Consider the following 22177-nt stretch of genomic DNA (forward strand, 5'->3'; position numbering starts at 1 on the left):
GCGGTACGCGCTGCGGGCGAGGCCGACCTTCTGCCATTGGCCGCCGGAGAGTTCGGCGCCGCGGCGGAACTGGCGGGCGAGCAGGGTGCTCATGCCGTCGGGCAGGGAGGCGATGACGGTGTCGGCCCCGGCGTAGGCGGCGGCTTCGTCGAGCCTCGCCGGGTCGGGAGCGCGGTCGGGCTGGCCGACGCCGATATTGGTCGCGGCGGTGAAGGGCCAGCGTTCGAACTCCTGGTTCAGCAGGCTGATCTGGCCGAAGATCTGCTGCCGGTCCGCGGCGGCGACGTCGACGCCGTTCCACTCGATCCGGCCCGTGTCGGGCAGATGCAGGCCGGCGAGCAGTTTGACCAGCGTGCTCTTGCCGGAGCCGTTCTCCCCCACCAGCGCGACGACCCGACCGGCAGGGATCTCCAGCGACACGCCGTCGAGAGCGGGGACGTCGCGGCCGGGGTAGGTGAAGCCCACCTCGTGCAGGCGCACCCGGGCGGCGGTGTCGGGCAGGTCCTGGCCGCTCTCGGGGATGGCACGGCGACGGGCCTCCTCCAGGAACCTGTCCAGGTCCGCGACGTAGAGGGACTGCTCGTGCATGTTGTTGACGTTCTGCACGAGACCGCCGAGCGAGGCTGTGCCCGAGCGGATCGCCAGGACGGCGGTCGCGCCGACGGCGATCTCCACCTTGCCGGTGAGGATCAGCGCGAGCAGGGTGGAGTACGTGGCCAGCGAGGCCAGCCCGCCCAGGGCGGCGGCGAGCAGTTCGGTCATGGCCTTGTCGCGGGCCAGCCGCGTCTGCTCCGTCTCGGCCGCGTGGGCCATCAGCCGGAAGTGCTTCAGGATGAAGGCGCCGACGCCGTGGACGCGAACCTCCTGGGCGGCGCTGCGCGAGGTCAGCAGTTGCCCGAGCACCCGCTCGGCGCGGGTGTGCTCGACCCACTGCATCATGGACACGTAGCGGCGTTGGGACACGCGCATCGCGCCCCAGCCGCGCGGGAGCACGATCAGCAGCAGCATCGGCAGCAGCACGGGGTGGAGGACGGTCAGCACGCTCGCCACCGCGCCGAGCGCGAACAGGCCGTTGACGGTGGCGACCCAGGAGCCGACCATGCGGCGTGCCTCGCCCGCGCTGAACTGGGCGACGTCCACCAGGCGCTGGAACGTCGCGTCCTCGACGGCGGCCAGCTCCACCTGGGCGGCTCCGGCGAGGTAGAGCTCCGAGACACGCCGTTCGATCTTGGGTTCCAGCCGCCCCGTGGCGGATGTGGAGAGCGAGGCCAGGATCGCGTTGACGGACGCGATCACCGCGACGGTCAGCAGGGCGGGCTCCGCCGCGTGCAGCCGGGAGCCGACGGCACCGCCGGCGAAGAGGTGTCGCAGCAGGCCGGTGACGGCCAGATAGCTGAGCGCGCCCGCCAGACCCTGCCCCGTCTCGGTGACCGCGATCGTCACCAGGGCGCGCCGGTCCGCCGCCCAGGCGAGACGCAGCACCGTGCCGACCAGCCGCGGCAGCGAGCGCAGCGTGCCCAGCAGCGTCATCTTCAGGCGGGCGTACTCGTGCTGGGTCCAGCCCATGTCCCAGCGCAGCGGGCCGCCGAACAGCTCCGTCTCGCTGGCCGACACCACCCCCTGGGCCGGCACGGGCCGCGCCAGCAGCCGCAGCCACCTCATCACCGCACCCCTCCCCCGCGTCCCAGCCCGGCCAGGGGGCGGGGCGTCCGCACACACGCGACGCCGGTGGTGGCACGCGGGCCGCCGACGGCCTCGGCGACGCCAACATCGTCGGATAGCTGCACCATGCGATCGGTCCTCCACTTCACGTTCAAGCGGCGGGAAGGCCGGGCGGCCGGGCGCTCACGCGCGGTGCGACCCCCTGGCGCTTTCCTCGGACACCAGTCCCCATCTCGTACGTGAGTCGGAGACGGCAGGTCTTCAACCTACGCGGGCCGAGGGTGGCTCCGGCGGGCCCTCGCCGGTATGTCACGCGAACGGATGAGGGTTGCCAACTACGTTGACCACCTGCGGATTTGCCAGCCCCCGAAGTCTGGCAGACGGGTCTGACAATCCCCCCGCCGTGGCGTGGTTCGCCGCACCCGCGGACGCGACGGCCCCTGGCGCTGATCGGGCGTCAGGGGCCGTGTTCGCCGGCAGGCGGGTCGGGGTGGAAAGGCGGTCACACCTCCCGGAGGGTCTTCTCGGCCTGGGCGAGGTGGCGGCGGGCCATCGCGAGGTTGGCCTTCTGGCGGTCCAGGGCGAGGTAGAAGTAGAGCCCCTCCGCTCCGGGCGCGGTCGTCGGGCGGATCAGGTGGTACTGGCCGGTCAGCGTGATCAGGATGTCGTCGATCTCCCCTTCGAGGCGCAGCATCTCCATCGTGCGCATCTTCGCCCGCACGACGTCCGTGTTGCCCGCCGCGGCGGCCGTCAGATCGAAGTGGGGGCCTCCCCCGACGATCCCCAGAGCGAGACCGCTCTGATAGTCGACGAGCGCGGCGCCGATGGCGCCTTCGATGCGCAGGAGACGGGCAAGGCACTGCTCCGTAGTGGTGGTGGTAGCCATGGACGGTGACTCTATGCATCCCCTTCGTCACAGAGTCGGATATGGTGATTGACGGACTCCGACCGCCCGAGCGCGTGTAGGGTGCCCGGTCATCCGTTCGCCAGTTCGCCGGCCCGTCAGCCCGTCAGGCCGTCGGCCCGTCAGCCCGTCAGCCCGTCAGCCGAGCCAGTCCAGCCGGATGTCCCGGATCATGGCGCTGAAGTCCAGATCGCGGCCTCGGCAGAAACTGCGCAGCCCGTCCAGCGCGTACGCGTCGCGCTTGCTCGTCCACGCCCACTCCGCAGAGGCCTGCTCGTCCCGCTGCCACTCCACCAGGCCCTCGCCGCTGAGTGCGGACAGGTGCCCCTTCAGGTCGAAGGGCGGAACGCCCGCCGCCGCGCACAGTTCGGGGCCGGTCATGCCGTAGGTGGGCGAGCCGAGGCCCAGGCGAAGCGTTTTTCCCCGCTGGACCAGGGTGGCCAGCACCGCGCGGTCCGCGTCCGTGACCGCCCGCAGACTGGACACCAGGATCGCCAGGAACTCGCGGAAGTCGTCCAGCAGTTCCTCGTCCGCCGCCCAGCCGAAGTCCTCGGCCAGCAGACGCAGCGTCACGATGTCGGCCGGGGCGTCCACACTCCCCTGCTCCACCACGCCATCGCGTCCGCCGGTGACCAGCCCGGCCAGCCGGTACGCGAACACCACGAACTGGAGGGCCGCCTCGACGTCGGCGCCGCCGTCGCGGTGCCGCTCGTGGAGCAGCTCCATCCGGGACACGGTCTCGCCGACGCCCGGCGGCAGCCGGTTCTCCGCCTCGGCCCGGCGGAACGCCTCCACCACGGCGGCCCCGGAGTCGGGCGGCGCGGCCCCCGCCTCGTACGAGAGCTGAGCCGCGCTCAGGCGTACCACGGCCCAGCCGTCGGCGAGGGCTGCGTCCGGGTCCCCCGCGGCGAGGCCGGCCGACTTCGCCAGCCCGACTCCGGGAATCAGCGCGGGGACCGCCAGGACGGGGTCGGTCAGCCACTCCGGGACCGGCGGCAGGCCTCCGCCGCCTGCCTCGGCCCACAGCTGCCGCGCCTGCGCGACGTCTCCGCCGAGGGCCCGCACCAGCGGCTCGGTGACGTCCCAGGAGGGCAGGCGTCGCCCCTGGAAGGCGTCGGACACCGTGGTCCTGCCGTATCCGATCTGAAGACCCAGTCTCCGATAGGACGGCTTCCCGGATCCCTGCAGCAGGTTCTTCAGGTAGTCGGCGAAGGACGCGGCGTCCAACAGCTCCTCCACTTAAGGTGCGTGGCTGGCCTCAAGTCTAGGTAGCCGGACCGGCGCCCGTCCGAACAAACGCAGGATTCGGCCCGACCGGACCGCGCATGCCCGAGGAAACCCAGGTGCGGCTGACGTGCTCCCGCTCCCATACTGGCGGCCCGGCTTCCGACCAAGGAGTGTTGTGCAGAGTTCCGTCACGGTGTCCCCCTCCCAGGTTCCCGAGCTGCTGCTCGGATTGGCGACGGTGCGGCCCGTGTTCCTGTGGGGCGCGCCGGGGATCGGAAAGTCGTCGCTGGTCAACCAGTTCGCCGAGTCGCTCGGGCTGGAGTGCGTCTCGCTGCTCGGCACGCAGCTCGCACCGGAGGACCTGATCGGGGTGCCGCAGATCACGCCCGAGGGGCGGTCGCGCTTCTGCCCGCCGGAGGCCATCGCCCGCGACGAGCCGTACTGCCTGTTCCTCGACGAGCTCAACGCGGCCACACCGGACGTGCAGAAGGCGTTCTACTCGCTGATCCTGGACCGGCGGATCGGCTCCTACGAGCTGCCGCCGGGCAGCATCGTCATCGGTGCGGGCAACCGCTCCACCGACGGCGCGCTCGCCCGACCGATGCCGTCGGCGCTGCTGAACCGGCTGGTCCACGTCCATCTGCGGGCCAGCGCGGGCGACTGGCTCGGCTGGGCCGCCGGCGCCGGGATCCACGCCTGGGTCACGGACTACCTCACCGACCGCCCCGACCACCTGTGGTCCGCGCCGCCCAAGACGGAGGAGGCGTTCTCGACCCCGCGCGCCTGGCACATGCTCTCCGACGCGCTCCACTCCTTCGGTCCCACCCTGGACGAGCCGACCCTCAAGGTGCTCGCGCACGGACTGCTGACGCCCGCTCATGCCGTCGGGTTCTGCGGCTACGCCAAGATCGTGCGCAACTCCTACGGGCTGGACGCGATCCTCAAGGGCGACGCCTCCTGGCCGAACCGGATCGAGGACCGCGACCTGCTCTACTACCTGGCCGACGCCTTCCGCGGACGCCTGGTCAAGGAGCTGCCCGCCAGCAAGGAGCACGCCTCGCCGTCCGTACGGCAGACCGCCTACCGGGCCAAGGCGCTGCTGGTGCAGCTGGCGGAGATCTCCGTCGAGGTCGCGCAGACCGTCATCGCCGACGGCCCCGACGGCAACCCGGTGCTGCCTTCGTGGTTCCTCATCGAGGCCGCCCGCGACATGCCGCGCCTGGTCGAGGCGCGCCGGTGAGCACCCACCGCCGGCGCGGCGGCGGCCAGGGCAGCGCCGGCAAGGGCGGCGGCAAGGGCGGTGAGCCTCCCACCGATCCGGCCGCCGTCGCCTTCGCCGCCGGGATGGCGCTGGTCCGCCGCAACACGGCCCTGGCCGCCGTCCCGGCCACGCTGTGCGCGCTCAAGGAGGGCGACTGCCCGCACCACCCGCCCGACGGATGGGTGGTCGTCACCTCCAACGGGGTGCTGCACCACAACCGCCGCCGCGCGGAACCGGAGGAGTGGGCGTGGGCGCTCGCCCACGTCCTGCTCCACCTCGGCTTCGGTCACGTCCCCGCCGCCCGCGGGCCGCGCGAGCAGCCCGACTGGTTCGACCTCGCCGCCCGCTGCACGGTGGTCAACCGCTTCCTGGCCACCTTCACCGTGGGCCGTGCACCCGACACGCTCGCGGCCGTCCACCCCGGCGACGACGAGGAGCGCCTCGCCGCGCGCTGGCGCCGCGACGGCATCCCCGCCGGATTCGTCGGCGGCGGCGTCGCCGGAGGCGGGCCCGACCAGGTGCTGGAGCCGTGGGCGGGCTGGTACGGCATCGCTCCCGAGGACTGGACCCTCGCCTTCGCGCACGCGTTGACGCGGACCGTCTCCGCGGCGATGGACCTGGCCGCCGGCCGCCGCGAGGAGTTGACGGGGGAACGGCTGCCGCAGCGGCCGTGGGATCGTGCGCTCGGCTGGTTCGTCTCCTCCTACCCGCTGCTGGGCGGCCTCGCCGCCGGGCTGACGGTGGTCGCCGACGCCGAACTGGCCCGCGCCCACGGCATCTCCATCGCCGCGGTCAACGCCGAGGCGGGCGAGATCTACATCAACCCGCTGCGCCACCACACCGACGAGGAGTGGCGCTTCGTCCTCGCCCACGAGATGCTGCACGCCGCGCTGCGCCACGGCGAACGCGCCGGCGGCCGCGACCCGTACCTGTTCAACGTCGCCGCCGACTTCGTCATCAACGGCTGGCTGCTGGAGATGGGCGTCGGCGAGATGCCCGAAGGGCTGCTCCACGACCCGGAGCTGCGCGGCCTGTCGGCCGAGGAGGTCTACGACCGGATCGCCCGCGACCAGCGACGGATGCGCCGCCTGGCGACCCTGCGCGGCAAGGGCCTCGGCGACATCCTCGGCGAACCGCTGTCGCGCGCCGGGCGCGGCGGCGCGTTCGTGGATCTGGACGAGTTCTACCGGCGCGGCCTGCAACAGGGCCTGGAGCTGCACCAGCGCGAACGCGGGCTGCTTCCGGCCGGGCTGGTCGAGGAGATCCGGGCGCTCGCGCAGCCGCCGCTGCCCTGGGACGCGCGCCTGGCCCGCTGGTTCGACGAGTTCGTGCCACGTCCCGAGCCGGTCCGCAGCTACGCCCGCCCGGCCCGTCGCCAGTCCTCGACGCCCGACATCCCGCGCGCCGGACGGTACTTCCCGCCCGAGGAGGTCGCCCGCTGCACCTTCGGCGTGCTCCTGGACACCTCCGGGTCGATGAGCCGCACCCTGCTCGGCAAGGCCCTCGACGCCATCGCCTCCTACGCCGCCGCGCGGGACGTCCCGGCCGCCCGGGTCGTCTTCTGCGACGCCGCACCTCACGACGCGGGCTACCTGCCCGTCGCCGAGATCGCCGCCCGGGTCCGCGTCCACGGGCGCGGCGGCACCGTGCTGCAACCGGGCGTCGACCTGCTCGCCCGCGCCGCCGACTTCCCCGCCGCCGCACCGCTGCTGGTCATCACGGACGGGGATTGCGACGTGCTGCGCGTCCGGGGCCGCGAGCACGCCTACCTCCTCCCGCGCGGCGCGGGGCTTCCGTTCACGCCGCGCGGCCCGGTCTTCCACCTCGTGTGAGGCCCTGACCTCAGGCGGAGAGGACGGACGCCTGGGCGAGGTCGAGCTGCGCCGTGGCGATCCTGGGCACGGGCTTCCCGGCGTGGTCCATGTACGGGCCGACCCAGCTCGCAGGCATCGGCGCTCCGTGGTTGTGCACCAGGTTGCCGGTGAACTCACCGCCTCCGCCGGCGGCCAGCTCGGCCGCGGTGAAGCCGCAGAAGTGCGCGAAGCAGGCGGTCGCCGTGGAGCCGTCGAGGTCGAGCACGTTGCCGGTCAGCAGCGCCGCAGGGTCGCGTCCCGCCACGGCGAGCTCCTTTCCGAAGGAGACGGCGCAGAGTCCGCCGAGTGCCCGGAAGTAGTTGCCGACCGCCTGGAGCCCGCGCCCGTGGCAGTCGATGTGCGCGCCCGCGCACAGGTCGAAGTAGCAGCCCTCGACGCGCAGCGTCCAGGGCGTGCCCGCGAGACCGTAGGTGAGGTGGCCGGCTCCCTCGGCCGAGGAGAAGTGCGAGTCGACCACGGACCAGCCTCCCGCGCCGGCCAGGGCCGGGCCGAGTTGGACGGCGTGGTTGTGGCCGTTGACCTGGCACCCGCTGACCCTGCCGTCGGTGCTGCCGCCTCCGGGATGGGCCGCGGAGAGCCCGTCGGCGAGCACGAAGGTGCCCGCTCCGTACGAGGAGCACGACAGCACACGTCCGTTGACGGCGAACCAGTTGTCCGTCCCCGAGGACAGGAAGCGGACGAAGCCGCCGGTGCCGTCGGGGTCGCCGCCGCTCGGATAGCCGTTGAAGCCCGGCGAACCGCAGTACAGGTCACGGCAGTCGACGAAGGTGACGTCGGAGGTGTCGACGACCGTCGCGCCCCACATCCCGACGACGGCGCCGCCGCCGGGCGCGGTGCCGAGGAAGCCGAGGCCGTCCACGGTCAGCCCGTGCGGGTTGGCGTCGACCACCTGACCGTCGCCGCTGACCCCGACGGTGAGCAGGCTGGCGGTCCCGGTCCCGGACGGCGCCAGGACCGAGCCGGTCAGGGCGGCCACCACCGGCGCGTGGGAGTCCTGCAGCGCGCTGCGTCCGGTCAGCGCGGCCACCCCGCCGGGGACGGTGACGCCGCTCGTGCGGTAGCAGCCGCCCGGAGCGGCGGGGAAGTGAACCTCGGAGCCGGGGACGGCGCCTGCGGCGGCCAGGGCCGCCTGGATGGCGCGGGTGTCGTCGGTGTGCCCGTCACCGAGCGCGCCGTACGCGGTGACGTCGAAGACGGTCCGCTTGGTGGTCGCGGCCGCGGTCGCCGCCGCGGTCGCCGCCGCAGCGCGCGTGTCCCGCCCGGGCAGCAGCCCAAGGCCCAGACCCGCGCCGACGGCGGTGAGGGCGAGGCTGCGGCGACGCGTCACGACGGGGTCCCGCGCGAGGGACGCGGCCGTTTCCGCTGGTGTGCTGTGCTGCGGGGCGTCGGGCATCGTGGGTGCCTCCTTGGTGAGTTGTGGGAGTCGAGAGTCGGCCGTGCCGGCGGAGTCCGCCGACCGGGCGGGCCCGGCGGGCTGGCAGGCCCAGCCGGAGGGCAGGCTCAGCCCGGAGAGCAGGCCGAGCCCGGAGAGCGGGTCCGCCGGGAGGGCAGGCCCAGCCGGGAGGCAAGCCCAGCCGGGAGGCCAGGCCCAGCCGGAAGAGCCAGCCCGCCGCGACAGCAAGCCCCGCCGCGACGGCAGGCCCGGCGGGAGAGCGAGCCCGGGCCCGGCCGGTCCGCCGGGCCGGCGGAGTCCGCCGGGCGGGCGGGTCCAGCCGGGCCGGGAAGGCCCGGCCGGGCGGGCCCGCCGGTGTCGTCGCGTGGCTGGCTGAGGTGCTGCATGTTCAGGAGCCCCCTCCCCCGGCGTCGAGGGCGGTGGCGACGGAGAGGGCCACCTCGGGGAACGGCCCGGCGCAACGGGGGCAGGCGGTGCCGGCGGACGGGTCGTTGAGCCAGTAGCCGCCGACGTCACTGCGGACGGCCCGCGCCGCGCGCTCGATCGCCGCCGCGTCGACCGCCTGGCCGGACGGGTTGGTGCTGATCCCGGCCACCACCGTGAGACGCGGGTTGGCGGCGCGCGCCTGCGCCGCCGCGGCGCGGACGAAGGCGGCGAACCTCGCCGGGTCGGCCTCGGCGCCCTGACCCTGGAGGTCGAGCACGTCGGCGTAGGGCGCGATCCGCCCGAACAGCCCCGTGCCGAGCAGGGCGTCGAAGGTCCCCCCGGCCGTCGTGGCGCCCGGCCGGAGCACGCCGGTGAGGTCGGTGGAGGGGGCAGCAAGGAAGAGCAGGTGGTGACGGTGGGCCAGTTGCCCGGCGAGCCGGTCGTAGCGGGCCGGGTCGGCCTGCTCGGCGGCGGGGGTCAGCGACCAGTGCTCGTTGTCGTACAGCACAGCGCGGACGCGCGGGTCGAGGCGGTGAGCGGACAGCGCCGTCCGCAGGGCGCCGTAGCTGGTGAAGTCCGCCGTGGGCGTGCTGCGCCAGCCGTCAGGGACGGACCAGGCCCCGGAGCCGGTCAGCACGTAGGTCGAGGGGGTGTCGAAGGCGCGGGTCGCGGTCGCGCGGTCGACGGCGAGGAGGCGTGCCAGCGTCTGGCCGCTGACGATCCAGGACGGGCCGTCGCCGCCGCCGTTGCCACCGCCCCGGGTCGGGGCGGACGTCGGTGCGGCGGAGTCGGTCGGCGGCCCCGCGCCGTGGCCGGCGCCGCACCCGGCGGTCAGCGCGAGCAGGGCCGAGAGCAGGGCTGCCGCCACGAGGGCGCGAGCCGCGCCGCGTCGAGAGCGTCGCCGGTTCCGGGGCCAGGGCCAGAGCCGGGGCCGGGGCCAGAGCCGGGGCCGATGCTGTGTCCGGGCCCCGGGTGTTCGAGGTGGCGTGCCGGATGTCCGGGCGGGCGTCGGTGTCACGATGCGAAGTCCTCCTGTGGGGTCGACGTGCCGCGACGCGGCACGCGAAGCTGACGCAGCGGCATCGGCGCGCGGACCGTCCGGGTGCCGCAGGCGAGCGTCGACTCCAGCTGGAAGAAGCGCTTGAGGAACGAGAACGGCAGCCACAGCGGCAGCCAGGCCAGCAGGCGGGTGCGCCGGTAGTAGAAGATCGCCGCGATCCTCGGCAGCAGCGCGGGGAGCTGGGCCAGCGCGAACACCACCGCGAACCGGGCGATGTTGTGCTGCGGCTGCGGCTGGAGCACCCCGTACATGAAGGCCAGGATCAGCACGAAGAAGTGGACCGGTGAGGTCATCCGGGTGCCGGCGCTGCGCGGCAGCTCGAACCAGAAGCGGGTGCCCGGCGCCCCCTGCCCGAAGGGGGTGAACCGGCTGAAGTTCATCATGCCGCCGAGCCCCCATCGGAACCGCTGCACCCGCAACTGGCCGACGCTCGCGGGCACGTCCTCGTAGGAGATCGTCTGCGGCGCCACCACCGCGCGCCATCCCATGCGTCCCAGCGCGCAGGTGAACTCGGCGTCCTCGCCGAACATGCCGTGGACGAAGCCGCCCAGTTCCACCGCAGCCTCGCGCCGGAAGGCGCAGAACGTGCCGGGGATGCACGGCACGCCGTCGACGGTGCTGAGCGCGGAGAGGCAGAAGCCGTAGGTGAACAGCTGCTCCATGGCGCGCATCCGGTCGATCCAGGTGGTGTAGGGCTCCTTGGGCAGCGGCAGGACGCCGACGGTGCCCACCCGCGGATCGGCGAGGAAGTGCGGGATCGCACCCGCGAACGTCCCCGGATCGAGCGCGCAGTCGGCGTCGACCCGGAAGACGAACTCCGCCGTGCAGCGGGCCAGGGCGAGGTTCAGCGCCTTGGCCTTGCCGCCGTGCTGACCCTGGATCACCTCGCCGGTCGCGTGCTGGTAGGCGGCGACGGCGGCCTCGGCCAGGGCCGTGGTGTCGTCGGTGGAGCCGTCGTCGCACAGGACGACGTGCACCGGCCCGCCGTACCCGGCGGCGGCGCGGTCGATCGAACGCAGCAGCCGTTCGATGCCCGCCGCCTCGTTGTAGGCGGGGATGATGACGTCGAGCGCGGGCCGCTCCGGTCCCGGCCTCGGGATCCGGCCGCCCACCGCCCGCACCACGGTGAGCAGGACGAAGGTGAGGTCGGTGACGGCGGAGCGCAGGCTCGCCAGGATCAGGAACACCGTCAGCGGATGGCTGCCGACGTGCTCGATCAGGACCAGGGCGAGCGCGGTGACCAGGCCGAGCGAGGCCAGCAGGCAGCACGCGAGCACCAGGTTGTCGTGCCAGTCGCGGCCGCGCCGCCGCGAGGCCAGCGGGGTGACCGCGGGCAGGCGGTAGGTGGTGAAGGTGAGCCGGAAGATCAGCAGGTAGCCGAGGGTGGACTGGAGCGCCAGCGCGATCAGCGGAGCGGGGGCCAGGGGCATGCCGGTGGTCGCGCCCAGCAGGGCGGTGAAGCACTCGGCGAGCACGGACAGCGCGACGAACAGCGGCGCATGGGCCAGGATCATCAGCCGCCGCCCGAGGCTGGCGGGCAGGACGACGGCCAGCGCCAGCAGATAGCCCACCACGGCCGCGGGGAGGAGCGGCGGCAGGGTCTGGGCGTAGACGAGCGCCTGGTGCGGGTCGCGGGTGGTGGCCGAGAGGGTGTCGGCGACCAGGGACTGGTACGCCTGGAACAGCTGGGGGTGCCGCAGGGCGACGATGCCGGTGCTGACGACCGCCGCGACCAGCAGGAACGCGGCGGCGCGCGGGACGGAGGGCCGCCGCACGGCGGGCAGTTCGACGATCCGGCCGCTGCCGCGGTCGCTGTCGTCGAACCGCCGCGCCAGCGGCCAGCGGGTGACCAGCAGGAGGAGCAGCGCCTCCAGGACGAGCGCGGCCAGGGTTTGGTGACCGGTGGTGCTCGGCATCGGCCGAGTGCTCCTTTCGGTACGGGCCCGGGTTCAGGTCCGGGACGGTCCGCGGTGCGGGGCGGTCCGGGTGCGGGCGGTCCGCGGTGCGGGGCGGTCCGGGTGCGGATACAGGTCCCGGATGCGGGACGGTTCGCGGCGGAGGCCTCAGCGGCCGGGCGCCGCCAGACCGCGGGCGCGCAGCACGCGCCGTTCGAGCGGGGCGAAGACGAGCAGGTTGACCACGATCCCGACGACGAGGATCAGTCCGATGGCGCAGAAGGCGAGGCGCATGTCGCCGGTGTCCTGGGCCTGTTTCAGCAACCGGCCCAGCCCCGCCCCGAGCGCGGGCGACACCGCGATGATCTCGGCCGCCATCAGCGAGCGCCAGGCGAAGGCCCAGCCCTGCTTCAGGCCCGCGACGTAGCCGGCCAGCGCCGCCGGCAGCAGGACGTGCCGGACGGACGCGAGACGACGCGCGCCCAGGTTCCGGCCGACCAGCAGGAACAGCGGCGGCACCTGGTCCAGGCCGGACACCAGGCCGAGCGCGATCGAGGGGATCGCGCCGAGCAGCACCACGCTGTAGAGGGCGGCCGGGGTCACCCCGAAGAACATGACCGCGGGCGGCACCCAGGCCACCGAGGGCAGGTTCTGCAGCCCGGCCAGTACGGGGCCGACCGCCAGACGCAGCGGGCGCAGCCTGCCGACCAGCAGCCCGAGGACGGTGCCGACCCCGACGGACACCGCGAACCCGAGGACGCCGCGCAGGACGCTCTGTCCGACGCTGGGCCACACCTCCCCCTGACCTGCCGCGTGCACCAGGCTCTGGGCCACCTCGGCGGGGCCGGGCAGCACCCAGTCCGGCTCGACCCCGGCCGCCCAGACCAGTTGCCAGACGGCCAGGACCAGCGCGAGCCCGAGCAGCGGCGGCAGCAGCCGGTCCCGTAGCCGGGCCGGGCGGCCCCGGCCCGGACGCGGCCGGGACTCCAGAGCGTCCAGGCCCGCCTCGACGAGACCGGTGTCAGGCGCGGCCATGGCGGCTGATCTCCTCACGCAGGTGGTCGGTGATCTCGGCGGCGAGGCACGCCACCTCGGCGTCCTCGATCCGCCGCGGCTGCGGGACGGGAACGCTCCACCGGCCCGCGACGCGGCCGGGACGGGAGGAGAGCAGCACCACCTCACGTCCCAACCGGACGGCCTCGCGGACGTTGTGGGTGACGAAGACGACGGCGCAGCCGGTCTGCTGCCACAGCCGGACCAGCTCCTCGTGGAGCACGTCCCGGGTGATCGCGTCGAGCGCGGCGAAGGGCTCGTCCATCAGCAGCACGCTGCTCTGCTGGGCCAAGGCCCGTGCGAGGGCCACGCGTTGGCGCATGCCGCCGGAGAGCTCGTGCACCGGCCTGCCGTGGGCCCCGTCCAACCGCACCAGCGCGAGGAGGCGTTCGGCCTCGGCCCGGCGTTCCGTCCGTCCGCGCAGGCCGCGCAGGCGCAGCGCGAGCTCCACGTTGCGCCCGGCGGAGAGCCAGGGGAACAGCGCGGCCTCCTGGAACATCAGGGCGGCGTGGCCGCCGGCCACCTCGACCGTGCCGCCGCTGGGCTCGGTCAGTCCCGCGATCAGGTGGAGCAGTGTCGACTTGCCGCAGCCCGACGCGCCGATGACGCAGGTGAAGCCGCCGGGCGGGACGGTCAGGTCGATCTGCTCCAGCACGGGCGCCGCGGTGGCTCCGGGCGGGGCGTAGTCCTTGCTGAGCCGCTCCAGGCGCACGGCGTGCGGGGGTGCCGCCGGGGCGGCGCGAGGTGCGGCACCGGCCGCGACGGCTGCGGGCGCGGTCCTGGACGGGATGCTCATGGGCGGGTCCTTCCGGCGATCGGGAGGGGGTTCATGAGGCCGGGGGCGGCTGGTGGCGGGCGGTGAGGAGGCGGTCGAGCGGTTGGAGCGCGTAGATGCCCGTGACCGGGCCGTCCGAGCCGAGTCCGACGGCGGAGGCGTGCGCGGCCAGCGTCGGCAGGTCGGCGGCCAGCGGGTCGTCGCCGAGGGTCAGTTCGGACCAGGCGCGGCTCAGTTCGGCGGGCGGCAGCGCGGAGCCGGTGAGCGCGGCGAGCGCCTGCCCCGCGTCCGTGCGCGCGGTCGCCGGATGCGCGGCGATCCACCCCTGGGTGTCCAGCTGCGCGGTGAGCAGGGCGGTGACGGTCTGCGGGTGGGCGTTCAGGAACGACGTGGCGACGACCAGGTCGGTGGTCGCGAACCGGCCTCCCGGCCACAGCGACCGCTCGTCCACCAGCACGTGTCCGCCGCCCTCCAGCACCATCCGCGAGGCCCACGGCTCGGGCACCCAGGCCCCGTCGACGCGGCCCGCGCGGAACTGCTCCAGTGTGGTGGCGTTGCTCTCGGGGACCACGGCGACGTCGCCGGCGCCGCTCGGGTCGGTGCGGTAGCCCTGCTGGAGCAGCCAGTAGCGCAGGGCGACGTCCTGGGTGTTGCCGAGTTGGGGCGTCGCCAGCGTCCTGCCGCGCAGTTGGCCGGGGCTGGTGATGCCGGGGCGGACGACGAGCTCCGCCCCGCCGAGCGTGGCCCCCGCGACGATGCGCACCGCCTGGCCGTGGCTGCGCACATAGGCGTTGAGGGCGGAGGACGGCCCGACGTACGCGGCGTCGAGGTGACCGCCGAGCAGCGCCGTCATCTCGTCCGGACCTGCCTGGAAGACCTGCGGTGTGAGCGCGGTCCCGCCCAGGTCGCGGGCGTAGAGCCCGTCGTGGAGGCCGACCAGGGCGGTGGCGTGGGTGATGTCGGCGAGGTAGCCGAGCCGCAGGGTGACGGCCGGGCCCGGTAAGGCGCTCGCGCCCGTCGCACAGCCGGACAGCGTCGCGAGGAGGGCGAGGAGGGCGAGCAGGACGACGGGCAGCACGAGGCGCCCGTCCCGGATCCGCCGGATCCGATGCTGGAGGGTCATCACCGGCCTCCCGGCTCCGGGAGTCGGGCCGCCGGCCTCAGCGCGCCGACCATGCCGGCCGTCAGCGTCGCCCCGTCGGCCGGGTCGACCAGCACGAACGCGCCCGTGCGACGGTTGTCGCGGTACGCGTCCCAGGCCACCGGTCCGGCCGTGACCAGGGTGATCTGTCCGATGTCGTTGGCCTCCAGCGACGCGGGGGCGGAACCGGCGGCGAGGGTGGACAGGTCGAGGCGCGCGTCCAGGGAGCGGACGACGGCGCGCACCACGGCCGTCTGCTGCCGCAGCAGGACCTGGTCCCCGGCGTGCAGACCGCGCGCGTCCAGGTGGCAGACGGTGGCGGTGAACTCGCGGCCGACCTGCGGCGCGCGGGCGGCCGGAGCGATCAGGTCGCCGCGGCCCACGTCGAGGTCGTCGGCCAGACGCAGCGTCACCGACTGGTCGGCGACGGCGAAGTCCGCATCGCGCTCGTCCAGCCGGTCGATGCCGACGACGGTCGAGGTGCGGCCCGACGGGAGGACGACGACCTGCTCACCGCGGTGCAGCACGCCGCTGGCCAGCCGGCCCGCGTAGCCCCGGTAGCCGCGCGCCGCCCGGGAGTCGGGCGCGCGCAGCACGCACTGGACCGGGAAGCGCGCGGGCAGGCGCCGCGGGTCCTCGTCCACCTCGACGGACTCCAGGTGCTCCAGCAGCGTCGGGCCGCTGTACCAGTCCATGGAGGCCGAGGGGTGGACCACGTTGTCCCCGTGCAGGGCGCTGACCGGGATCGCCAGGGTGTCCGCGACGCCCAGCTCGGCGGCGTAGGCCGCGCACTCCAGAGCGACGGCGGCGAAGACCGGCTCGGCGTAGCCGACCAGGTCCATCTTGTTGACCGCCAGGACCAGGCGCGGCACCCGCAGCAGCGCGGCGACCGCGAGGTGACGGCGCGTCTGCTCGCGGACCCGGCCCCGGGCGTCGACCAGCACCACGGCCAGGTCGGCGTTGGAGGCGCCGGTGACCATGTTGCGGGTGTACTGCACGTGCCCGGGGGTGTCGGCCAGGATGAACCGCCGCCTGGGCGTGGCGAAGTAGCGGTAGGCGACGTCGATGGTGATGCCCTGCTCCCGTTCGGCCCGCAGGCCGTCGGTCAGCAGCGCGAGGTCGGCCGCGGCGAGGCCGCGCTCGCGCGAGGCGCGGGCGACGGCGGCGAGTTGGTCGGCGAGGACGGCCTGGCAGTCGTGGAGCAGTCGGCCGACCAGGGTGGACTTGCCGTCGTCGACGGAGCCGGCCGTGGCCAGCCGCAGCAGCGTCGCCGGACCGGGGTCGTAGCCCGGGTCACCGGGGCCGGGATCGCCGTCGCCTGCGGACACGGCCGTGTCCGTGTCCGTGGGGGGACGGCGGGCGTAAGGGGGGCGACCGTACGAGGAATGGGAGTACGAGGGCTGGGCCATCAGAAGTACCCCTCCCTTTTGCGGTCCTCCATGGCGGCCTCGGAGAGCTGGTCGTCGGCGCGGGTGGCGCCGCGCTCGGTCAGCCGCGAGGTGGCGATCTCGGCGATGACCTCCTCCGGGGTCGTGGCCGTGGACTCCACGGCTCCGGTGCAGGACATGTCGCCGACGGTGCGGTAGCGGACCGTGGCGCGCCGGACCTGTTCGCCGTCCTTGGGGCCGCCCCAGGCTCCGGCGGTCAGCCACATGCCGCCGCGCCGGAACACCTCGCGGTCGTGGGCGTAGTAGATCGACGGCAGCTCCACCCCCTCCCGGGCGATGTACTGCCACACGTCCAGCTCGGTCCAGTTGGACAGCGGGAAGACGCGCACGTGCTCGCCCGGCCGGTGGCGGCCGTTGTACAGCGCCCACAGTTCCGGCCGTTGGCGGCGCGGATCCCACCCGCCGAACTCGTCGCGCAGCGAGAAGACCCGCTCCTTGGCGCGTGCCTTCTCCTCGTCCCGGCGGCCGCCGCCGAACAGCGCGTCGTGCCGGCCGTGGGCGACGGCGTCCAGCAGCGGCACGGTCTGCAGCGGGTTCCTGGTGCCGTCGGGGCGCTCGGCCAGCCGCCCGTCGGCGAGGTAGTCCTCGACGTGCGCCACGGTCAGGCGCAGTCCGTGCGCGGCGACGACGTGGTCGCGGAAGGCCAGGACCTCGGGGAAGTTGTGGCCGGTGTCCACGTGCAGCAGCCCGAACGGCAGCGGCGCGGGAGCGAACGCCTTGACCGCGACGTGCAGCATCACCATCGAGTCCTTGCCGCCCGAGAAGAGCAGCGCCGGGCGTTCGAACTGGGCGACGCTCTCGCGGATGATGTGCGCGGCCTCGGATTCGAGGACGTCCAGATGGGACAGGCGTGTCCGTCGGCGCGGCGCCCCCTCCGCCGCCGTTCTGACGGGTGCGGCCTGTGCGAGGTCCCTCATCACGTGCTCCTTCCCGGCTGCCGGCGCAGCCCGCATTCGGTCTTGGAGGTGCCGGCCCACCGGCCGGAGCGGGGGTCCGCCCCGGGGTTCGGCCGGGAGGTGCACGGAGCGCACCCGACGGAGGTGTAGCCGTCCAGCAGCAGCGGGTTGACCAGGACCTGATGGCGGTCGACGTAGTCCTCCACGTCCTGCTGCGTCCAGCGCGCGAGCGGCGCGATGGTGACGATGTCCCGGGACCGGTCGTACTCGACGACGCGCAGGTCGGCCCGGGAGGCGGCGTCCTCGCGGCGCATGCCGACGATCCACGCGCGGTACGGGCGCAGGCCGCGTTCCAGCGGTTCGACCTTGCGCAGGGCGCAGCAGCGGTCCGGGTCGCGCTGGTGGAGCTTCGGTCCGTACGCCAGCGCCTGCTCCGCCACGGTCTGATGCGGCGCCAGGGTGATGAGGTTGACGTCGTAGGCGGCGGCCACGGCGTCGCGCGTGCCGATCGTCTCGGCGAAGTGGTACCCGGTGTCGAGGAAGAGCACGTCTATTCCGGGCGCGACGTCCTGGGCCAGGTGGACCAGGTGGGTGTCGGCCATGGAGGAGGCGACGGCCAGTCCGGGGCCGAAGGCGCGGTGCGCCCAGGAGATGATGTCGGCCGCCGACGCGTGTTCAAGGCGTGCGGCGGCGGCGTTGGCGAAGGCGCGCAGGTTGGCGCCCTCGGAGAGCGGGACGGTGAGCGGGAGCGGGTCGGAATTCTCTTCCCAGGCGGCGGTCGGAGCCACGGCGGCCCTCCTTTCCCCGCCCAATTGATACCGCCGGTACGCGCCCTCCGGGCAATGTCCGAGGGGCCGTTCTTACCCTAATCTTGCTTTCGCTCCAGAAAATTCCGAGCCGTCCGCGGATACACCGGATTTTCCGGTGTCGCGATGCCGGCCGGATTTCCGCAGGCCGGACCCGGAGGTGGCACGCCATCCGACTGGGAGTGACACTGCGTCACCGGATGCACCAAGTCACGTCCCAGCTGCAATGACTCTGCGCCGAGTGGTGACAGGATGACCAGCGACTTCAAAATTACTGTGCGCTGGACATGACACGGATCTTGTGCCACAGTCCGTACTGACCGGTAGACGGGCACTTTGTCCACCCTGCCGCCCAGGACGTCGCACGAGGCGCCCATTGCGCAGGGTCGAGTTGCGACGGCATTCCGCCCAGGCCGCGTGCCGATGCCGCTGCATTGCCGCACGCCCCGCCCCGGTATTTCTTCCATGTTGCGCGTTCGTTTTCGCTCTGTAATTCGTGGAGGTGCGAGCACATGCATGTCCTCATTCTCGGAGGGGACGGATTCTGCGGTTGGCCGACAGCGCTGTACCTGTCGGACCGCGGGCACGACGTCACGATCCTCGACAACCTCAGCCGGCGCGCCATCGACCTGGAGCTGGAGGTCGAGTCGCTGACCCCGATCCGGCCGCTCGGCGAGCGGCTGCGGGTCTGGCGCCGGGTCTCCGGCCGCGAGATCGGCTTCGTCCGGCTCGACCTGGCCGCCGAGCCCGAGCGGCTCACCGCCCTGCTCCCTACGCTGCGCCCGGACGCCGTCGTCCACTTCGCCGAGCAGCGAGCGGCCCCGTACTCGATGCGCTCGACCACGACCAAGCGCTACACGGTCGACAACAACGTGCGGGCGACGCACAACCTGCTCTCCGCGCTGGTGCAGTCCGGCAGCCACGCCGCGCTGGTCCACCTGGGCACCATGGGCGTCTACGGGTACGGCTGGTCCGGCTCCGCGCCCATCCCCGAGGGCTACCTGACCGTCAGGGTCCCCACCCCCGACGGCGAGGTGGAACGCGAGATCCTGCACCCGGCGAGCCCGGGCTCGGTCTACCACCTCACCAAGACCCTCGACCAGCTGATGTTCGCCTTCTACGCCGCCAACGACGGAATGCGGATCACCGACCTGCACCAGGGCATCGTCTGGGGCACCCAGACCGCGCAGACCGCCCGCGACGAGCGGCTGATCAACCGATTCGACTACGACGGCGACTACGGCACCGTCCTCAACCGCTTCCTGATGCAGGCGGCGATCGGGCACCCGCTCACCGTCCACGGCAGCGGCGGCCAGACCCGCGCCTTCATCCACGTGCGCGACATGGTCCGCTGCATCGAGATCGCCCTGGAGAACCCGCCCGCGGCCGGCGACAAGCCCAAGGTGTTCAACCAGGTGACCGAGAGCCACCGGGTGCGCGACCTGGCCAAGCTGGTCAGCTCCCTGACCGGCGTGCCCACCGCCTACCTGCCCAACCCGCGGCAGGAGGCCGACGAGAACGAACTCAACGTCCGCAACGACCAGTTCCTGGCCCTCGGACTCAACCCGACGACCCTCGACGAGGGCCTGCTGGAGGAGTGCCGGGAGATCGCCGGGCGCTACCGCTCCCGGGTCGACCCCAGCAAGATCATCGCCCGCTCGGTGTGGCGGGCCGGCATGGAGACGGCCGAGGACCTGCTGGAGGAACTACCCGAGCCGTCCCCGGTGCAGGCGACCCCGACGGCAGCGGAGACGTCGGCTTCGTCGGCGTCGGTCCAGACGGCCCCCAGGAGGTAACAGAGCCATGCCCGGCAAGAAGTCGCGCCCCGTCCGGGGCATGAACGCGGCCCTCGCCGACGGCGAAGCGGGCGTGGGAGAGATCCTCCCCGCCCGCAGGCCCCGGGCGTTGTGGCAGCTCGGGGCCGCGGTCCTGGTCACCGCCGCCGTCGCCGCCGTCACCGCCGCGACCTACGACGCGATCTCCTCCCGCCCGGTCAGCTTCAGCGGCGAGGTCACCCCCGCGCACGCCTACTACCTCAACTTCCCAGCCACCGGCCCCGTGCAGACGCTCCTGGTGCGCCCCGGCGACCACGTCAGGGCCGGGCAGGTGCTGGCCACCCAGCTGAGCAGCGTGGCCGCGGCCAACCTCCAGGCGGCCCGCGCGGCCGTCGCCGCCGACACCGCACTGATCGCCGAGGACCAGCACCCCGACACCGACCCGACCCAGGCGGCGCAGGACCAACTCGCCCTCGCCAAGGCCCAGTCGGACGCGGGCAGCGCCCAGGGCGCGCTCTCCCTCGCCCAGGTCGCGGCCGCGAACCAGGTCACCGCCCAGACCACCGCCGTCACCGCCGACCAGACCTCGCTGACCGACGACCAGGCCCGCTACACGAAGGACTGCGCCACGGGCACGGCGCCACCCGCCCCGGGCGTCACCTCGGCGCCCACGCCGTCGGCGGATCCGGCGCCGGGCGCCACCCCGTCCGCCCCCGGAACCGGCGCGCAGCCCGCCCCGTCGGCCTCGGCAACCACCCCCGCCGACGAGCAGCTGTGCCAGAACCTCGCGGCGCAGATCGACAAGGACTCGGCGGCGCTCGCCCAGGCCAGGGCCCAGCTGAGCGCCGTCCAGTCCGGCGCCCAGGCGCAGGAGCAGCAGGACCAGGCCACCCTGACCCAGAGCCAGTCCGTGCTCCAGGCGGCCCAGGCGCAGATCGCCGCGCAGGGCAGTGCGCTCACCCCGGCGATCGTCGCCCAGGCGCGCTCCCAACTCGCCACGGCCGAGGCCCAGGTGGCCGCCGACCAGCTCGCCCTCCAGCAGACCGTGATCACCGCCCCGGCGGACGGCGTCGTCGCCGACACCGCCGGAGCGGTCGGCGACGTCGTCGGCCCGGCGGGCGTGCACGCCTACGCCGGACCCGCGGCCCAGTCCGGCACGCTGGTCGACCAGCAGCCGGGTGTGCAGCTCTTCGTCCCCACCCCCGCGACGGGCGGCGGTTCCGCTTCCGCCGCCGAGAACGCCGGCTACTCCGCGCTGGTCACCGTGTACTCCGGTGCCTTGCAGGTGACCGCGCAGCTGCCCGAGTCGCAGATGGCCAACGTGCACCCGGGCCGGCAGGCGACCCTCTCGGTCTCCGCGTCCGGCCGGACGCTCACCGGTCGGATCAGCCAGATCCTGCTCGACCCCGCACGGGTGCCGGGCGCCACCTACTACGACGTCACGATCACCCTGGACAGCCCCCCGCCGACCGTCCTCGCGGGCATGTCGGTCGACGTGACCCTGAACTGAGCGACCGACCACCGGGCCGACCGCCGGGCCGACCACCCCTCGGCCCGACCCCGCAGCCCGGCTCCGCGGGCCCAGCTCCGCAGTCCGACCTCGGCACGACCGTGAGGAGGCCCCTCGTGAACGACCCCTTGCCCGGAAGCCCGGCGGCCGTCCCGTCCAGACGGCCGAACCCGTGGCCCGGTCCCGGGCGCACCGACGCGGTCGGCCTCCTGGGCTGCGACGCGCCGCTGCGCGAGCTCACCCGTCTCGTCCTCGAAGCAGCCCTCCAGGTGGAGTTGGACCACCACCTGGGCTCCGAGGACGAGCGGGCGCGGGCGTCCGGCCGGTCCGACGTCAACTCCCACAACGGGCACCGCCCCAAGACCGTGCTCACGGCGTTCGGGCCGGTGGAGGTGCTCATGCCGAGGGACCGCAAGGGCAGCTTCTCCCCCGCGATCCTTCCCAAGTACCGCCGTGACCTGTGCGGACGCGAGTCCCTGATCCTCTCGCTCGCGGCCCGCGGGCTGCCGCGCCCCGACTTCGAGGCGCGTCTCGCCGAGTTGTACGGAGCCAGTCCGCCGGCGGCGCCGCTGCCCCGCGTCGCCGACCGCGTCGCGGCCCACCTGCGCCTGTGGCAGCGCCGCCGGCTCGCTCCGCGCTACCCGCTCCTGTTCGCCGACAGGGCCGCCGTCGGGACCGGCCGCGCGGCCGCCGAGCGCGGGGCCGTCCAGCGCGGGCCTCTCGGTCACGGGGTCGTCGACCTGGCCCTGGCCGTGACCGTCGACGGACGACGGGAACTGCTGGGCGTGTGGGCCCCGGGCGCGCAGCCCCGCGCGGGCTCCTGGGAGACGGCCTTCCGCGAGCTGCGCGCTCGCGGCCTCCAGCAGGTCTCCATCGTCGTCGGCGACGGCACGGTGACGCTGCCCGCCGCGGTCCGGGCGGTCTGGCCGCACGCCGCGCTCCAGGCACGCACCCACCTGATCCCGCATGCGGGCCCCGGCCGCCGCCTGGGCCCCGCCGGAGCGCAGCCGGGCCGGACGGCTCCCTGGCCGTCGGGTCCCGGCGGTTGATCCGCAGCGACCGGCGGGGCCC

General features: G+C 74.0%; 17 protein-coding genes. 5 read left to right on the forward strand and 12 right to left on the reverse strand.

Annotation, left to right across the window (positions count from 1 at the left end):
• The 3 genes from TR50_RS33785 to TR50_RS33795 all read right to left on the reverse strand — a co-directional run.
• A partial coding sequence (locus TR50_RS33785; RefSeq protein ID WP_042431306.1) for an ATP-binding cassette domain-containing protein occupies positions 1 to 1662 on the reverse strand: 1662 nt, incomplete at its 3' end.
• 502 nt (positions 1663 to 2164) lie between these two features.
• Positions 2165 to 2548 carry a hypothetical protein gene (locus TR50_RS33790; RefSeq protein WP_042431308.1) on the reverse strand — a complete coding sequence of 128 codons (384 nt, stop codon included), beginning with the start codon at positions 2546 to 2548 and terminating at the stop codon, positions 2165 to 2167.
• A 156-nt stretch (positions 2549 to 2704) separates the two neighbouring features.
• The gene (locus TR50_RS33795; protein ID WP_042431310.1) at positions 2705 to 3805 is read right to left on the reverse strand and encodes a helix-turn-helix domain-containing protein; all 1101 of its coding nucleotides are present in this window, start codon (positions 3803 to 3805) and stop codon (positions 2705 to 2707) included.
• A gap of 163 nt (positions 3806 to 3968) precedes the next feature.
• Here TR50_RS33795 and TR50_RS33800 point away from each other — a divergent pair, with 163 nt between their 5' ends.
• Entirely contained in the window at positions 3969 to 5033 is a 1065-nt protein-coding gene (locus tag TR50_RS33800) for an ATP-binding protein (RefSeq protein WP_042431312.1), read from the forward strand.
• A 104-nt stretch (positions 5034 to 5137) separates the two neighbouring features.
• On the forward strand, positions 5138 to 6886 hold the full coding sequence (locus TR50_RS33805) for a vWA domain-containing protein (RefSeq protein ID WP_174514882.1): 1749 nt from the start codon (positions 5138 to 5140) through the stop codon (positions 6884 to 6886).
• A 10-nt stretch (positions 6887 to 6896) separates the two neighbouring features.
• Here TR50_RS33805 and TR50_RS33810 read toward each other — a convergent pair whose 3' ends face one another.
• The 9 genes from TR50_RS33810 to TR50_RS33850 form a co-directional block, all read right to left on the reverse strand.
• A complete protein-coding gene (locus TR50_RS33810; RefSeq protein WP_042431316.1) occupies positions 6897 to 8321 on the reverse strand; it encodes a glycosyl hydrolase family 28-related protein in 1425 nt (474 codons plus the stop codon).
• A gap of 388 nt (positions 8322 to 8709) precedes the next feature.
• Positions 8710 to 9615 carry a hypothetical protein gene (locus TR50_RS33815; protein WP_042431318.1) on the reverse strand — a complete coding sequence of 302 codons (906 nt, stop codon included), beginning with the start codon at positions 9613 to 9615 and terminating at the stop codon, positions 8710 to 8712.
• A 146-nt stretch (positions 9616 to 9761) separates the two neighbouring features.
• The gene (locus TR50_RS33820) at positions 9762 to 11723 is read right to left on the reverse strand and encodes a glycosyltransferase family 2 protein (protein ID WP_042431320.1); all 1962 of its coding nucleotides are present in this window, start codon (positions 11721 to 11723) and stop codon (positions 9762 to 9764) included.
• Between the two features lie 147 nt (positions 11724 to 11870).
• Positions 11871 to 12737: an ABC transporter permease gene (locus tag TR50_RS33825; RefSeq protein ID WP_042431322.1), complete on the reverse strand. Its 867-nt coding sequence runs from the start codon at positions 12735 to 12737 to the stop codon at positions 11871 to 11873.
• Positions 12724 to 13551: an ABC transporter ATP-binding protein gene (locus tag TR50_RS33830; RefSeq protein ID WP_042431324.1), complete on the reverse strand. Its 828-nt coding sequence runs from the start codon at positions 13549 to 13551 to the stop codon at positions 12724 to 12726. The genes TR50_RS33825 and TR50_RS33830 overlap by 14 nt, the downstream gene beginning before the upstream one ends.
• Positions 13552 to 13582: 31 nt before the next feature.
• Positions 13583 to 14653 (reverse strand): ABC transporter substrate-binding protein, encoded by a 1071-nt coding sequence (locus TR50_RS33835; protein ID WP_052441656.1) that lies wholly within the window; start codon positions 14651 to 14653, stop codon positions 13583 to 13585.
• Complete coding sequence (locus TR50_RS33840) at positions 14653 to 15999, reverse strand: sulfate adenylyltransferase subunit 1 (RefSeq protein ID WP_052441657.1); 1347 nt, start codon at positions 15997 to 15999, stop codon at positions 14653 to 14655. The genes TR50_RS33835 and TR50_RS33840 overlap by 1 nt, the downstream gene beginning before the upstream one ends.
• 80 nt (positions 16000 to 16079) lie before the next feature.
• Positions 16080 to 17036, reverse strand: coding sequence for a sulfate adenylyltransferase subunit CysD (cysD, locus tag TR50_RS33845; protein WP_084701425.1), 957 nt, complete (start codon positions 17034 to 17036; stop codon positions 16080 to 16082).
• On the reverse strand, positions 17036 to 17728 hold the full coding sequence (locus tag TR50_RS33850; protein WP_042431370.1) for a phosphoadenylyl-sulfate reductase: 693 nt from the start codon (positions 17726 to 17728) through the stop codon (positions 17036 to 17038). Before TR50_RS33850 ends, cysD begins: the two co-directional genes overlap by 1 nt.
• Before the next feature lie 605 nt (positions 17729 to 18333).
• On the opposite strand from TR50_RS33850, the gene TR50_RS33855 reads away from it, so the two are divergent.
• The 3 genes from TR50_RS33855 to TR50_RS33865 all read left to right on the forward strand — a co-directional run bounded on the left by TR50_RS33855 (position 18334) and on the right by TR50_RS33865 (position 22155).
• A complete protein-coding gene (locus TR50_RS33855; RefSeq protein WP_084701429.1) occupies positions 18334 to 19617 on the forward strand; it encodes an NAD-dependent epimerase/dehydratase family protein in 1284 nt (427 codons plus the stop codon).
• Between the two features lie 7 nt (positions 19618 to 19624).
• Positions 19625 to 21106, forward strand: a complete 1482-nt coding sequence (locus TR50_RS43195) for an HlyD family efflux transporter periplasmic adaptor subunit (RefSeq protein WP_052441658.1) — start codon at positions 19625 to 19627, stop codon at positions 21104 to 21106.
• A 116-nt stretch (positions 21107 to 21222) separates the two neighbouring features.
• Positions 21223 to 22155, forward strand: coding sequence for an IS256 family transposase (locus TR50_RS33865; RefSeq protein WP_052441659.1), 933 nt, complete (start codon positions 21223 to 21225; stop codon positions 22153 to 22155).
• Positions 22156 to 22177: the final 22 nt, after the last annotated feature.

The sequence above is a fragment of the Streptacidiphilus anmyonensis genome, from assembly GCF_000787855.1.
Taxonomy (GTDB): domain Bacteria; phylum Actinomycetota; class Actinomycetes; order Streptomycetales; family Streptomycetaceae; genus Streptacidiphilus; species Streptacidiphilus anmyonensis.